Genomic DNA, 14,258 nt, shown 5'->3' on the forward strand with positions numbered 1-14,258 from the left:
CTTGATCCGGGGCCTCGCTATGTTTGCGGCGTGTCGGGGTGAACCCCGATCTAACCAATCGCTTTCAGCACAGCCTCGCCAAGTGTCGCGGGGCTGTCGGCCACCACGATACCTGCGGATTTCATCGCTTCGATCTTGCTTTCCGCGTCGCCTTTGCCACCGGCCACAATCGCGCCTGCGTGGCCCATGCGGCGGCCCGGAGGCGCTGTACGTCCGGCGATGAAACCGGCTGTTGGCTTCCAACGGCCCTTCTTTTTCTGAGCGGTCAGGAATTCGGCGGCTTCTTCTTCGGCTGATCCGCCGATTTCGCCGATCATGATCATCGAATGGGTTTCGTCGTCATCAAGGAACATATCAAGCACGTCGATATGTTCAGTCCCTTTGATGGGGTCGCCGCCGATGCCCACGGCGGTGGATTGGCCCAAACCGCTGTCAGATGTCTGCTTGACCGCCTCGTACGTCAGCGTGCCAGATCGGGACACAACGCCGACCGACCCGCGTTTGTGGATGTGGCCGGGCATGATGCCGATTTTGCACGCATCCGGCGTGATAACACCGGGGCAGTTGGGACCGATCAGGCGAGAGGCGGACCCTTCCAGCGCCTTTTTCACGCGCATCATGTCGAGGACTGGAATGCCCTCGGTGATGCAGATGATCAGTTCCATTTCGGCGTCGATGGCCTCTAGGATACTGTCCGCCGCGAAGGGTGGGGGCACGTAGATGACAGAGGCGTTGGCCTCGGTCACGTGTTTCGCCTCGTGGACCGAGTTGAAGATCGGCAGGTCGAGATGGGTCTGCCCACCTTTGCCGGGGGTCACGCCGCCGACCATTTTGGTGCCATATGCAATCGCTTGTTCAGAGTGGAATGTGCCCTGCGACCCGGTAAGGCCTTGGCAGATGACACGTGTGTTTTCGTTTACGAGAATGGCCATTGGGGCCTCCTTAAAATCTTGTCTTCGCGTGGGTTGCACCCACCCTACGGGATCAACCTTTGACGGCCTTCACAATCTTCTGCGCGCCATCTTTGAGGTCGTCTGCAGCGATCACGTCGAGGCCGGAGTTGTTGATGATCTCTTTGCCTTTTTCCACATTCGTCCCCTCAAGGCGCACGACCAGTGGCACTTTCAGGCCGACTTCTTTCACCGCTGACACAACGCCCTCGGCGATGACGTCGCAGCGCATGATGCCGCCGAAGATATTCACGAGGATGCCTTTGACGTTTGGATCGGAGGTGATGATCTTGAACGCCTCGGTCACTTTTTCCTTGGTCGCGCCACCGCCTACGTCAAGGAAGTTGGCAGGTTCGGCACCATAGAGTTTGATGATATCCATCGTCGCCATGGCAAGGCCCGCGCCGTTGACCATGCAGCCGATTTCACCGTCGAGCGCGATATAGTTGAGGTCGAATTTGGACGCGGCGAGTTCTTTTGGGTCTTCTTCTGTCTCGTCCCGCAGGGCGGCGACATCGGCGTGGCGGTAGACCGCGTTGCCGTCGAATGCGACTTTGGCGTCGAGCACTTTGAGGTCGCCGCCGTCAGTGACGATCAGCGGGTTAATCTCAAGCATCTCCATGTCTTTTTCGACGAAGGCTTGGTAAAGTTGGCCCATCAGCTTCACGCATTGTTTGACTTGATTGCCGGTCAGGCCAAGTGCGAATGCGACGCGACGCCCGTGGAACGGTTGATAGCCGGTTGCCGGATCAACGGTGAAGTTGAGGATTTTTTCTGGCGTGTTGGCGGCGACTTCTTCAATGTCCATGCCACCTTCGGTCGAGACGACAAAGCCGATGCGGCTGGTTTGACGATCAACCAACAGGGCGAGGTACATTTCAGTTTCAATGCCGGAACCATCTTCAATGTAGATGCGATTGACGACTTTGCCCGCAGGGCCAGTCTGGTGCGTGACCAATGTGCGGCCCAGCATTTTTCTGGCTTCTTGGGCTGCTTCTTCTACCGATTTCGCCAAACGCACGCCGCCTGCTTCGCCGGCGTCTGCCTCTTTGAATTTGCCTTTGCCGCGGCCACCCGCGTGAATCTGTGCTTTGACAACCCAAAGAGGGCCGTCCATTTCGCCAGCGGCAGTTTTGGCATCTTCGGCGCGTGTGACAGGACGACCATCCGACACGGGGGCGCCGTAGCTGCGCAACAACGCTTTGGCCTGGTATTCGTGAATGTTCATAAGACAATTCCAATTTGGCTTCGGTTGTCCCACGTTAGAACACAACAAAAACCGGGTTTCTAAGTGAAAATTGCTAAATCGGGCGAGATTCGCACATTTGTGATCACAGTCGAAAAAAGTGTGATCACAAAATGGACCTACATCATGCATCCGGCGCATTTTATTCAGTTTTAAAGGATTCGCCGCAATGGTAGCCATGCTGCAATGAGTGAAGCTGAACCGACATGGGCCATTGTGGCCACGGTGGATGAGCCGCCAGCGGTGGTGCAGGCATTTGTGGCCTGGCATCTGCGGCTGGGGGCAGATGCGATCTATCTGTATTTTGATCGGCCAGATGATCCTGCTGCAGATTTGTTTGGGCATTTGGATCAGGTGCATGTGACCCGTTGCGATGCAGTCTATTGGGGGGCTACCGGGCATGATCGCCCGCGCCGCCATGAGATCCGGCAGGTCAGCAATGCGCGCGATGCCTATGCACGGGCAGCGGCAAAGTGGCTGCTGCACATCGATGCGGACGAGTTTGTCTGGTGTGACGGTGGGGTGGCGTTTTGCCTTGCCGAAATCTCGGATGGTATCGAAGCTGTGACTTTTCCTGCGGCCGAGCGGGTCCATACAGGGCCAGCCGCCTCAATCTTTGCAGGCAAGTTCCGCTTACCATTTGCCAAGCCCGCCGACGAGGGGCGCGCAATATTTGGGCCGCCTTACGATCTGACCTACCGTGGTTTGACGGGCCATGCGCAGGGCAAGGCCTTCAGCCGGGTGGGACGTGGCTTGCGCCTGTCGATCCACCGGCCGCGTCCGCAAGACCGAGGGGCCAAGCTGGCCATTCACCGCTGCCCGGCGGATCAGATGGTCTTGCTGCATTTCGAAGGGCTGACCCGCCAACAGTGGATTTTCAAACTGTTGCGGATGGCCCAAGCGTTAGAGCATGACGACGGCATGCCGCCGTCGGCACATCGGGCCGGGCAGGCAGCGGCTGTGCTGGAAGGCCCAGATGGGGCGGGGGCGTTGCATGATTTGCTCAAGACTGCGGATGCGGCCCAGCTGGGTGTATTGGCCAAGTATGGGCTGCTGTTGCCGCTGTCTTTCGATCCGCAGGATGCGATCACTCAGTTCTTTCCGGATGCAGATGTCGATCTGAGTCCGGACGCCATTGACCGCTGGCTGGCAACGCACAAAGCAAACACGCTGTCGTTTCTGAAGTGGCGGTAGGGCTGAACGAAAAAGGGCCGCCGATTGGCGGCCCTTTCCCAAAAAACATTTGGTTGTTTATGCGAGGCTGTCGTCAATGCCTTTGCAGGCCGCGACCAGACCTTTGACTGCGTCGACGGATTTGTCGAACATTGCCTGTTCGGTTTTGTTCATCTTGATCTCGACCACACGTTCGATCCCGCCCGCTCCAATCACGGTTGGCACACCAACATAGAACCCGTCGAGGCCATAAGCCCCGTCAACATGAGCCGCACATGGCAGCAGGCGCTTTTGGTCCTTGAGGTACGCTTCGGCCATCTCGATACCCGACGTTGCTGGCGCATAGAAGGCAGAGCCGGTTTTCAGCAGGCCAACGATTTCAGCGCCGCCATCGCGGGTGCGCTGCACAATCGCGTCGAGCTTGTCTTGCGTCGTCCAGCCCATTTCGACCAGATCAGGCAACGGGATACCTGCAACTGTGGAATAACGCGTCAGTGGGACCATCGTGTCGCCGTGGCCGCCCAGCACAAACGCTGTGACGTCGCGCATGGAAACTTCGAATTCTTCGGCAAGGAAGTGACGGAAGCGCGCAGAGTCCAGCACACCGGCCATGCCGCAAACCATGTTGTGGGGCAGGCCAGAGAATTCGCGCAACGCCCAGACCATCGCATCCAGCGGATTGGTGATGCAGATTACAAAGGCATTTGGCGCATGAGCGGCGATGCCTTCGCCGACTGACTTCATGACTTTGAGGTTGATGCCAAGCAGGTCATCGCGGGACATGCCAGGCTTGCGGGCGACACCGGCGGTGACAATGCAAACGTCTGCGCCGGCGATTTCGGCGTAATCATTCGTGCCCTTCAGAGCAACATCGATGCCTGAAACGGGGCCGCTTTCGGCGATGTCCAGTGCTTTGCCGCGCGCAATGTCGCCTTCTTCTGCGATATCAAACAATGTGATGTCGCCAAGTTCTTTGACAGCTGCGAGGTGGGCAAGCGTGCCGCCGATTTGTCCGGCGCCGATGAGGGCAATCTTGGGTCTGGCCATTGAAACAGGTCCTTTGGTGGTTTGGCTACGCCCGCGTGGGTAAGGGTTTGGCGCGCGGCGTGCAAGTGTGCTGCATCGCGGCATCACGCACCGTGTGGTGGTCAAGGTGCCGCGAACCCGCTAACGAAAGGTGAATGCAGCGGAAATTGGGATACACAAGTGATTGAATTCGGGTGGCAATTTTTTTTGGTCGGCATCCCGGCGATCATCTTTGGAGGCATCTCTAAGGGTGGATTCGGCTCTGGTGCTGCCTTTGTGGCTGGCGCGATTCTGGCCTTGGTCGTGCCACCCGGCGCTGCTTTGGGGATCGTCTTGCCGCTTTTCATGCTGGTCGATGCCGCCACGTTGAAACCTTATTGGGGCAAGTGGCATTGGCCCTCGGCCAAGGGGTTGATGATAGGGGCTGTGCCCGGCTGCATCGTCGCGGCGTTTCTTTATGCGATTGTGGATGCCGATGTCTTTCGGTTGCTGATTGGGTTGATTTGTCTGGCTTTTGTTGCGTTTCAGGTGAGCCGCGCGCTGGGCTGGTTGCAGGTCCGGCAGATGCCGTTTTCCGCGCCCGTCGCTTGGTTCGCAGGCACGGTCAGCGGGTTCACTAGTTTCGTTAGCCATGCCGGCGGCCCGCCATCTGCGGTGTTTCTTCTGTCCCAAGGGCTAAGCAAGACCGCCTATCAGGCGACTACCGTTGTGGTGTTTTGGGCGATCAACTGGATGAAGGCGGTGCCTTACGTTTTTCTGGGCATTTTCACTTGGGACACGATCATGGGCAGTTTGATGCTCGCCCCCTTTGCGTTGCTCGGTGCGTGGATCGGGGTCCGGGCGCATCATCTGGTCCCTGAGCGGCCGTTTTTTGCGCTCACCTACATTCTTCTTGTTCTCACAGGTATCCGGTTGATCTGGGTCGCGCTGACCTAAGTTCAGGTGTCGTTATCGAGATTGGCCAGCGGCTCGTTGAGGTATTGATAGGCTTGGCCTGCTGCCGCGAGGCAGGTTTGTCCGCCCGGCCGTGTGACTGTGATCGTCCAGGATCCTGTGTCCATTGAGGCAAACACCTCAACCACGGAATTGTCGCGGGCCAGATCAATGGTCTGCCTGATTTCGCCATAGCGTTCGGCCAATCGTTCAACCACCGTGGAGTGTTCAGCGCAACTGCTGCCTTGCGCATGAGATTGTTGCGCGGCCAGCATCATGGCCCCGATCCCGAAAGACATCAGAAAGAGTGTACGTCGCATGTTGGTCCCCTTAACAAAGCCGGCCACGCATTAGCGGCCCGGCACGTGGAGCAATTCTGAAGACCAAGATGCGCGAAAATGGTTAACACACCGTAACGGGGCGTTGTTGCTGCGCTGCGGCATTTATATCTTGATTGATCTGTCAAAATCTGGCGTTGTTCGCGCAACTTTGTTGCGAGGAAGATTCGATGCATGACCGCCCCTACCGCTCTGCGCTTTATATCCCTGGTTCGAAAGATCGCGCCCTTGATAAGGCGCGAGGCTTGCCAGTCGATGTGATCCTCTTTGATCTGGAGGATGCGGTTGCCCCTGATGCCAAGGTTTCTGCCCGCGATACGCTGCATGCGGCTTTGGCTGATGGCGGTTATGGCGCGCGGCTGAAAATCGTCCGCATCAACGGGCTGGATACAGAGTGGGGTGCGGCTGATGCTGCTGCTGTCGCAGCGATGGCATGTGATGCGATCCTTTTGCCCAAGGTGAACGGATCCGAGGACGTGGATGCATTGGCTGCTTTGGTTCCTGATCTGCCGATCTGGGCGATGATGGAAACACCACAAGGTATCCTCAACGCCCCCCAAATCGCAGCCCATCCACGGATTGCTGGTTTTGTGCTGGGCACGAATGATCTGGCCAAGGATCTCAACTCGCGTGGGCGCGCGGCATTGATGACGTCATTGCAGCTGTGCATGCTGGCCGCAAAAGCGGCGGGGATTGTTGCCCTTGATGGGGTCTATAACGCGTTCAAAGATGAGGACGGTTTGCGCGCGGAATGCACCGAAGGGCGCGACATGGGCTTTGATGGCAAAACCTTGATTCACCCCGCACAGGTGGCCATTGCGAATGCGGCCTTTGGCCCGACCGAAGATGAAATAGACTTGGCGCGTCGTCAGATTGCTGCCTTTGAAGAAGCGGAAAAAGAAGGGCAGGGCGTTGCCGTGGTCGATGGCCGCATCGTTGAGAACTTGCATATCGTGACTGCGCACGCGACTTTGGCCAAAGCGGAGGCTATCGCTGCATTGGAGACGGAATGACGTTATTGGTTCTTGGGGTTGCCCTTTGGTGGGCGGCACATTTGTTTAAACGGGTGGTGCCGGCCCGGCGGGCTGTGCTGGGGGCAAAGGGCTCTCCGATCGTGGCGCTTGCCATTCTGGTCAGTGTCGTTCTGATGGTTCTGGGCTATCGCATGGCTGAGGGCACGGTTTACTGGGGCCGCACCCCAATGTGGGTTGGCATCAATAACCTGCTGATGGTTGTCGCATTCTATTTCTATGCCGCCAGCGCCGCGCAAGGCCAGAAGATCTGGCTGGGCACCAAAGTGCGCCACCCGCAGCTGACCGGCTTTTCGATCTGGGCCATTGCGCATCTGCTGGTGAATGGCGACACGCCGTCGTTCATCTTGTTTGGTGGTTTGCTTGTCTGGGCCGCAGTCGAGGTCATTGTGATCAACGCACAAGAAGGCCCGTGGGACACGCCAGAGCGCGCACCCGCGGCCAAAGAGGTGGTATCGATCATCATCACGCTGGGCGTTGTCTGCGTTGTGATGTTTGTTCACTACCTGCTGGGCGTGACACCCTGGGGATGAGCCAATGAAAATTTACCGTTTGTTGACCGAGGATGACACATCCGCCTTTTGCCACAAAGTGTCCCAAGCACTGTCCAAGGGCTGGGAACTTCATGGCGACCCTACATATGCATATGACCACGCCAATGGCGTGATGCGCTGCGGGCAAGCCGTCACCAAGGACATCGATCAACCTTATTCCGCTGACATGAAACTGGGCCAACAATGAGCAAAACCAATCCGGGACGATTTTTTGAAGACTATAACGTGGGCGAGATCATCATCCATGCTGTCCCACGCACGATATCGGGTGGCGAGCGGGCCATGTATCACGCGCTTTACCCTGCGCGGTCCGCGCTTTTTTCATCTGACGAATTTGCGCGGGCTTGCGGTCTGCCAGCCTCACCGATGGATGATCTGGCGACGTTTCATACAGTCTTTGGAAAGACCGTTCCTGATGTGTCGCTGAATGCCGTGGCCAATCTCGGTTATGCAGAGGGGCGTTGGCACTTGCCTGTCTATCCTGGCGACACGCTGACTTCGGAATCCGAAGTGATTGGGGTCAAGCAGAACTCTAACGGAAAATCCGGTGTTGTCTGGGTGCGCACAACCGGGCGCAACCAGAGCGACGATGTTGTGCTGTCCTACGTGCGCTGGGTGATGGTGCGCAAACGCGGCGACGGTGCTGCACCAGAGCCGGTGATCCCTGAACTGGCCAAAGTCGTCTCGGCGGATCAGTTGATCGTCCCAGCAGGCCTTGATTTTTCCGGCTATGATTTCGCACTTGCAGGTGAGCCGCATCGCCTGAGCGACTATGCCATAGGCGAGGTCATCGACCATGTTGATGGTGTCACCGTCGAAGAGGCCGAGCACATGCTGGCCACCCGTTTGTGGCAGAACACGGCCAAGGTACATTTCGATGCGACCAACCGGCCCGATGGCAAGCGGTTGATCTATGGCGGTCATGTGATCAGTCTGGCGCGCGCGCTGTCCTTCAACGGGTTGGCCAATGCGCAGATGATTGTGGCGCTGAATGGTGGCGCCCATGCTAGCCCCTGTTTTGCCGGAGACACAGTGCGGGCGTGGTCCGAGGTGCTGGATATCGCCAAGACGGGCGCGCCCGGCGTTGGGGCGGTGCGTTTGCGTTTGGTGGCGACCAAGGGGGCGGCTGGTGTCCTGCGCGGTGAAGACGGCAAATACGATCCTGATGTGCTGCTTGATCTGGACTATTGGGCATTGATGCCCGTTTGACGACAAAAGCGTGATTTGCCAGACGGCGTGCAACGCGTAGTCTGCCGACATGCGCGCCGCTTTCCTAACCAGCCTGTTGTGCCTTGGTGCTCCTGCACAGGGGTGTGAAGTGGCGTTGATGCTGGCCGTTGATGTCTCTGGTTCGGTCAGCCCCAATGAATATCGCATTCAGATGGACGGGCTGGCTGCCGCGTTGGTGGATCGTGCGATTTCGGGTGCCTTGGTCGAAGGGCAAGCCAAGCTCGCATTGATGCAATGGACCGGCTCGGGCCGGCAACGGGTGGTGATCAACTGGACCGACATGACGGACCGCGACGCGGTTGTTGGATTTGCTGAACAAGTGACACTCGAGCCGCGCCTGTGGCGCAACTTCTCGACCGCGATTGGAGAGGCGATAGCCCTTTCGATAAGCTATTTTGCTCAGGTGCCTGAATGTGCGCGGCATGTCATTGATATCTCTGGCGATGGCCCCAACAACGAAGGGCGCCCACCCACGGCACTTTGGGACGCATTGGCCGAGGCGCAGATCACCGTGAACGCGCTAGTCATCGAGGACAGCGTGCAAGGTCTTACCGACTACTTCGAAGCAGAGGTGATTACAGGTGACGGCGCCTTTGCTGTCACGGCGAACCGGTTTTCGGACTATCCCGCGCAGATCGCAAAGAAACTTTATCGTGAATTGACCAAGGCCGTTGCGGTGTTGGAGCTCGAATAATCGCAATTTGTGATCACAGAAAATTTCGGTGTGATCACATATCGTGGCGAATCCAGTATAGTGTCACTTTTTCACAGTTTATCGCCCTGCCTTGGCGTGACTCTCTGCTTGGAATGGTGCAGAAAGACACCAAGGGCGTCGCCTTGCTAGGCGACATGGGCCAACGAAGGGAACTGATATGGCTGACGTGAACCGGGGCAACCGCCCGCTTTCACCGCATTTGACGATCTATCGTCCGCAATGGACCTCCATGACATCGATATTGGTACGGATCACAGGCAATGCCTTGATCGTGGCGGCATTGCTGATTGTCTGGTGGTTTGTGGCTGCGGCATCCGGGCCCGAAGCCTTTGCGACAGCCAACGGGTTCCTGACTAGCTGGTTTGGTGATCTGATCATGTTCCTATCGGTATTGGGCGTCTGGTATCACTTGCTGGGTGGTTTGCGCCATCTGGTCTGGGACAGTGGCCGCATGCTGGATGTGGACAAGTCGGAACTCGCCGGACAGATGATGATTGTCCTGGCCGTTCTGCTGACGATTTTCACCGTGGTTGTGGTGTAAGGGGGCAAGACAATGGCATTTCTAACTGATCGTAAACGCGCTGTTGGCATGGGCTCTGCCAAAACCGGGACCGAGCATCACTGGCAGATGATGGTGTCGTCGGTTGCCCTGTTGTTCCTGATCCCGCTTTTTATTTTCACCTTTGGTCCGATCCTCGGGTCACCTTATGAAGAGGTGATCGCCTATTACCAACGGCCATTCCCGGCTGTGGTTGCTGCGCTGACCATGCTGGTTGGATTTTACCATTTCCGTGGTGGCGTCCAAACTCTGATTGAGGATTATGTCCATGGCTTCGCCCGCAAAGCGGCCATCATTGGCATGATTTGTTTGTCTTACGCGGCGGCTGGATTTGCAATTTTTGCAGTCATCCGCATCGCACTTTAACTCCCCGGAGCATCGTCACTATGGCTGCATATGAATATGAAACCCACACCTATGACGCGATTGTAGTCGGTGCAGGTGGCGCTGGCCTGCGGGCCACATTGGGTCTGGCTGAACAGGGTTTGCGCACCGCCTGTATCACCAAGGTGTTTCCCACGCGCTCGCACACTGTGGCAGCGCAGGGCGGCATTGCGGCATCGCTGGGCAACATGGGTCCAGATAGCTGGCAGTGGCATATGTATGACACTGTCAAAGGCTCTGACTGGTTGGGTGACACCGACGCGATGGAGTATCTGGCGCGCGAGGCTCCCAAGGCAGTTTACGAGCTGGAGCACTATGGCGTGCCGTTTTCCCGGACCGAAGAGGGCAAGATTTATCAGCGCCCATTCGGTGGTCACACCACTGAGTTTGGTGAAGGCCCGCCCGTGCAGCGCACCTGTGCGGCGGCCGACCGAACCGGTCATGCGATTTTGCACACGCTTTATGGTCAGTCGCTGAAACAGCAGGCCGAATTCTACATTGAATACTTCGCGCTTGATCTGATTATGTCCGATGATGGCGTCTGTCAGGGTGTGATCGCGTGGAAGCTGGATGATGGCACGATGCATGTCTTCAATGCGAAGACGGTTGTGCTGGCGACAGGTGGATATGGACGCGCCTATTTCAGCGCCACATCTGCCCATACTTGCACCGGTGATGGTGGCGGTATGGTCGCCCGTCAGGGCCTGCCATTGCAGGATATGGAATTTGTTCAGTTCCACCCAACCGGCATTTACGGTGCGGGCTGCCTGATCACCGAAGGTGCGCGTGGCGAGGGTGGTTACTTGACCAACTCCGAAGGCGAGCGGTTCATGGAGCGTTATGCACCCAACTACAAAGACCTGGCCCCCCGTGACTATGTCAGCCGCTGCATGACAATGGAAATTCGTGAAGGCCGTGGCGTGGGTGCGGGTGGTGATCACATTCACCTCAACCTCAACCACCTACCTGCCGAGGCATTGGCCGAGCGTCTGCCCGGTATTTCGGAAAGCGCACGTATCTTTGCAGGCGTTGATGTGACGAAAGAAGCGATCCCTGTTTTGCCGACCGTACACTATAATATGGGCGGTATTCCGACGAACTATCATGGCGAAGTGCTAAACCCGACCAAGAAAGACCCGAACGCCGTTGTGCCCGGTCTGATGGCTGTAGGTGAGGCAGGTTGTGCGTCTGTTCACGGGGCGAACCGTCTGGGGTCAAACAGCCTGATCGACCTTGTGGTCTTTGGTCGGGCCGCCGCAATCCGTGCGGGTGAAGTCGTGGATCGTGAAGCCGCCAACCCAACACTAAACCAAGCGTCAGTGGACGCCTGTTTTGATCGTTTCGATGGGCTGCGCCATGCCAAGGGCACCGTTGGGACCGCCGAATTGCGTTTGGAAATGCAAAAGGCAATGCAGGCGGATGCAGCAGTCTTCCGTACCGACAAGACACTGGGTGAAGGCGTCAAGAAGATGACAGCGATTGCTGGTAAGATGGACGATCTGTCTGTCACCGATCGCAGCCTAGTGTGGAACAGCGATCTGATGGAAACGCTGGAGCTGACGAACCTGATGCCTAACGCTCTGGCCACTATTGTGGGCGCTGAGGCACGCAAGGAAAGCCGTGGCGCCCACGCGCACGAAGATTATGCGACGCGCGACGACAAGAAATGGCGGGTGCATACCCTGAGCCATATCAACGACGCGAAGGTCAAGCTAAGCTACCGCCCGGTGATCACCGAAGGTCTGACAACCGAAGCCGAAGGCGGAATATCCGAAGCCAAGATCGCACCAAAAGAGCGGACATTCTGATGCGGTTTGTGGGCCTTCTCTGCGCGGCAATGCTGGTATCGGCCTGCATGCAGGATCTTGGCGCCGCGGGTGATGTGCTGGCGCGAGATGCGGCCAAGGGTGTCGTTAACAATGTCGTGCAAACGCGGTTTCCCGGTGTGAATGCAGCCCCATATACAGATTGCATCATCGACAACGCGACAGGTTCCGAAATTGTCACAATCGCAGAGGCTGCTGTGCTGGGCGTGACATCGAACACGACAAATCTGGTGGTAGAGATCGCCGGGCGCCCGGACACGGTGCGCTGCGCGCTGAATAATTCACTTGGATTGGGGGGGCTGGGCCTTTGACCCGTGGTATTCTTCTTTTGCTCTGCCTTGGCCTTGCGGCATGCGATGTTCCGCCACCATCTCCTCAAGAGGCGGCGGACCGTTGCGAAGAGCGTGCGCGGGCAGCACAGGGCCCGAGCGTCGGGGTCACCGTGGGGGCCAATAGCAACACCGGTGGTTTTGGCAGCGCAAGCATTGGCGTATCCAGCGATTTCCTGCGGGGACTTGATCCGGTTGCGGTATACGAAAGCTGCGTGCTTCGTCTTACCGGCGAAACGCCGATCAGGCCGGCGCGGTTGCGTGTGATGTAAGTACGGATCGTGTGCGGAATTGATCAACATACGACAGTGTTTCGGGGATGGGTCTCTTGAAGGCTAATGAAACTCCTGCTGATACAGGTTTCACCTTTCCCAGAGCGAAGGGGCTGCAGTACCTCGCCTTTCTGGAAGAGATGCATCTGGCGCTCGAACCTGAATGGTACCTAGAGATTGGGACGCAGACAGGTGCGAGCCTTGCCAAGTCGCGCGCGCGCTCTGTTTCGGTCGATCCGCAATTCGTGCTGCGCCACGATGTCTGGAGCGGCGTGCCCGAATTGCATCTGTTTCAGCAAACCAGTGATGAGTTCTTTGCAGCCGGACATTTGCAACGATTAGGTGGAACGTTTGGATTGGCATTCCTTGACGGGATGCACCTATATGAATTCCTTTTGCGTGATCTTATCAACGCAGAGCGTCACATGACACCAGGCGGCCATATCGTGCTTCATGATTGCCTGCCGTGGTCAGAGAATATGGCGCTGCGCGACCGCACCGAGGTCAAAGGGCGGGCATGGACCGGTGATGTATGGAAGGTGGTGCCGATCCTGAAAACCTTCCGTCCGGATCTAAAGGTAGAGATTTTCGATGCCGCACCGACAGGGTTAGTTGTCGTGTCCAATCTTGATCCACAAAGCAAGGTTCTGGCCGATAGATATGACGAGATTGTCGCGAAATTCGATCAGAACGGAGATTTGATCGGGTATCTCGCTGACCTCAAAATCAATTCTACGGCAAACAGCCCTTGGCGCCGGCGCATCGAAGATCCCGAGGGACCACTGCATTTCGCAATCAAGACCAATGTGCCGCGTCCAGCGGTCCAGACCAACTGGGGTGATTATCATTTTGCGGTAGGGCTGCAAAAGGCACTGGAGCGTCAAGGTCATTCTGCGACGGTGCGTACCCGCAAGCACTGGAACCGGGTCGACAAGGACAACGAAATTGATCTTGTGATCAAAGGCCATACACCACATGAACCTCGGCCAGGGCACACAACACTTCAATGGCTGATTTCGTCCAATGTCGAAGACAAGGCTGATCACTCCTTTGTGGCCAGCGCCCCGCTTTTGTCAAAGATGCAGTCCGCCAAGGGCGAACGATCAACATCATTGCTTCCGCAGGCCTTTGATCCCGAGCGCATGCCGCTGCCAGATCCAGAAGAGCCACGAAGTGGTGTCTTATTCGTGGGGATTGCGCGTAGGGGCAAGCGGCCCATTGTTAATTTTGCGTTGCAGGCTGGCGCAGAGCTGGACGTATGGGGCCCCGGTTGGGAAGATACAGATGCGGCACCTTTCGTCAGGGGGCGCAATCTGGATAACTCTGCTTTGGGTCAATACTATGCCAAGGCTGAGGTTGTTCTGAACGATCATACGCGTGTAATGCGTCGCCAAGGGTTGGTGTCAAATCGCATATTTGATGCCTTGGCCTGCGGAACACCTGTCATATCGGATCCGGTTGCGTGGTTGCCCGATGATATGCGCCCATTTGTTGAATGTGTGCGCGATGGTGCTGAGTTTAGCGCGGCACTTGCACGCATCCGTGCTGAAACAAAGAAAAAACGCAAGGCAAGATTTGAATTTGCGGCTAGAATGCGGAGTGAGCATAGCTTCGATGCGCGCGCTGCTGAGATCGTTCGCGTTTTGAGAGCGCAAGCAGCTGATGCTGCCGAAAGGTGACAAGAGAGAAAAC

The 14,258-nt window shown here is 57.1% G+C and carries 17 protein-coding genes; 13 read left to right on the forward strand and 4 right to left on the reverse strand.

The genetic code is table 11. The annotated features are described in order from the left end of the window. Window positions 1-50: 50 nt before the first annotated feature. Together sucD and sucC are read right to left on the reverse strand one after the other, a co-directional pair. The gene (gene sucD / locus DHN10_RS03115; protein ID WP_108813769.1) at window positions 51-932 is read right to left on the reverse strand and encodes a succinate--CoA ligase subunit alpha; all 882 of its coding nucleotides are present in this window, start codon (window positions 930-932) and stop codon (window positions 51-53) included. 52 nt (window positions 933-984) lie between these two features. Continuing rightward, window positions 985-2,178 (reverse strand): ADP-forming succinate--CoA ligase subunit beta, encoded by a 1,194-nt coding sequence (sucC, locus tag DHN10_RS03120; protein ID WP_108813770.1) that lies wholly within the window; start codon window positions 2,176-2,178, stop codon window positions 985-987. A gap of 204 nt (window positions 2,179-2,382) precedes the next feature. Here sucC and DHN10_RS03125 point away from each other — a divergent pair, with 204 nt between their 5' ends. Beyond that, the gene (locus DHN10_RS03125) at window positions 2,383-3,390 is read left to right on the forward strand and encodes a glycosyltransferase family 2 protein (protein WP_108813771.1); all 1,008 of its coding nucleotides are present in this window, start codon (window positions 2,383-2,385) and stop codon (window positions 3,388-3,390) included. Window positions 3,391-3,447: 57 nt separating this feature from the next. On the opposite strand, the gene mdh is transcribed toward DHN10_RS03125, so the two are convergent. Further along, window positions 3,448-4,416, reverse strand: a complete 969-nt coding sequence (gene mdh / locus DHN10_RS03130; RefSeq protein WP_108813772.1) for a malate dehydrogenase — start codon at window positions 4,414-4,416, stop codon at window positions 3,448-3,450. A gap of 159 nt (window positions 4,417-4,575) precedes the next feature. On the opposite strand from mdh, the gene DHN10_RS03135 reads away from it, so the two are divergent. Next, window positions 4,576-5,331 carry a sulfite exporter TauE/SafE family protein gene (locus DHN10_RS03135; RefSeq protein WP_108813773.1) on the forward strand — a complete coding sequence of 252 codons (756 nt, stop codon included), beginning with the start codon at window positions 4,576-4,578 and terminating at the stop codon, window positions 5,329-5,331. Between the two features lie 2 nt (window positions 5,332-5,333). Here the strand turns inward: DHN10_RS03135 and DHN10_RS03140 are convergent, their stop codons facing one another. Then, window positions 5,334-5,648, reverse strand: coding sequence for a hypothetical protein (locus DHN10_RS03140; protein WP_108813915.1), 315 nt, complete (start codon window positions 5,646-5,648; stop codon window positions 5,334-5,336). Window positions 5,649-5,836: 188 nt separating this feature from the next. Here DHN10_RS03140 and DHN10_RS03145 point away from each other — a divergent pair, with 188 nt between their 5' ends. The 11 genes from DHN10_RS03145 (at window position 5,837) to DHN10_RS03195 (ending at window position 14,245) form a co-directional block, all read left to right on the forward strand. Then, window positions 5,837-6,679, forward strand: a complete 843-nt coding sequence (locus DHN10_RS03145) for an HpcH/HpaI aldolase/citrate lyase family protein (protein ID WP_108813916.1) — start codon at window positions 5,837-5,839, stop codon at window positions 6,677-6,679. Beyond that, a complete protein-coding gene (locus DHN10_RS03150) occupies window positions 6,676-7,230 on the forward strand; it encodes an NnrU family protein (RefSeq protein WP_108813774.1) in 555 nt (184 codons plus the stop codon). Before DHN10_RS03145 ends, DHN10_RS03150 begins: the two co-directional genes overlap by 4 nt. 4 nt (window positions 7,231-7,234) lie before the next feature. After that, window positions 7,235-7,438, forward strand: a complete 204-nt coding sequence (locus DHN10_RS03155; RefSeq protein ID WP_108813775.1) for a DUF1737 domain-containing protein — start codon at window positions 7,235-7,237, stop codon at window positions 7,436-7,438. Further along, entirely contained in the window at window positions 7,435-8,460 is a 1,026-nt protein-coding gene (locus DHN10_RS03160; protein ID WP_108813776.1) for a MaoC family dehydratase, read from the forward strand. The genes DHN10_RS03155 and DHN10_RS03160 overlap by 4 nt, the downstream gene beginning before the upstream one ends. A 49-nt stretch (window positions 8,461-8,509) precedes the next feature. After that, the gene (locus DHN10_RS03165) at window positions 8,510-9,175 is read left to right on the forward strand and encodes a DUF1194 domain-containing protein (RefSeq protein ID WP_108813777.1); all 666 of its coding nucleotides are present in this window, start codon (window positions 8,510-8,512) and stop codon (window positions 9,173-9,175) included. A 178-nt stretch (window positions 9,176-9,353) separates the two neighbouring features. Next, window positions 9,354-9,737 carry a succinate dehydrogenase, cytochrome b556 subunit gene (gene sdhC / locus DHN10_RS03170; RefSeq protein ID WP_108813778.1) on the forward strand — a complete coding sequence of 128 codons (384 nt, stop codon included), beginning with the start codon at window positions 9,354-9,356 and terminating at the stop codon, window positions 9,735-9,737. A 12-nt stretch (window positions 9,738-9,749) separates the two neighbouring features. Further along, window positions 9,750-10,121, forward strand: a complete 372-nt coding sequence (gene sdhD / locus DHN10_RS03175) for a succinate dehydrogenase, hydrophobic membrane anchor protein (protein WP_108813779.1) — start codon at window positions 9,750-9,752, stop codon at window positions 10,119-10,121. A 20-nt stretch (window positions 10,122-10,141) separates the two neighbouring features. Continuing rightward, the gene (gene sdhA / locus DHN10_RS03180) at window positions 10,142-11,947 is read left to right on the forward strand and encodes a succinate dehydrogenase flavoprotein subunit (protein ID WP_108813780.1); all 1,806 of its coding nucleotides are present in this window, start codon (window positions 10,142-10,144) and stop codon (window positions 11,945-11,947) included. A gap of 47 nt (window positions 11,948-11,994) precedes the next feature. Then, window positions 11,995-12,276: a succinate dehydrogenase gene (locus DHN10_RS03185; RefSeq protein ID WP_234416965.1), complete on the forward strand. Its 282-nt coding sequence runs from the start codon at window positions 11,995-11,997 to the stop codon at window positions 12,274-12,276. Continuing rightward, window positions 12,273-12,566, forward strand: coding sequence for a hypothetical protein (locus DHN10_RS03190; protein ID WP_108813782.1), 294 nt, complete (start codon window positions 12,273-12,275; stop codon window positions 12,564-12,566). The genes DHN10_RS03185 and DHN10_RS03190 overlap by 4 nt, the downstream gene beginning before the upstream one ends. 56 nt (window positions 12,567-12,622) lie before the next feature. Beyond that, a complete protein-coding gene (locus DHN10_RS03195; RefSeq protein WP_159086898.1) occupies window positions 12,623-14,245 on the forward strand; it encodes a glycosyltransferase family protein in 1,623 nt (540 codons plus the stop codon). Window positions 14,246-14,258 lie beyond the last annotated feature (13 nt).

Source organism: Loktanella sp. Alg231-35 (assembly GCF_900143545.1).
Classification (GTDB): Bacteria; Pseudomonadota; Alphaproteobacteria; order Rhodobacterales; family Rhodobacteraceae; genus Yoonia.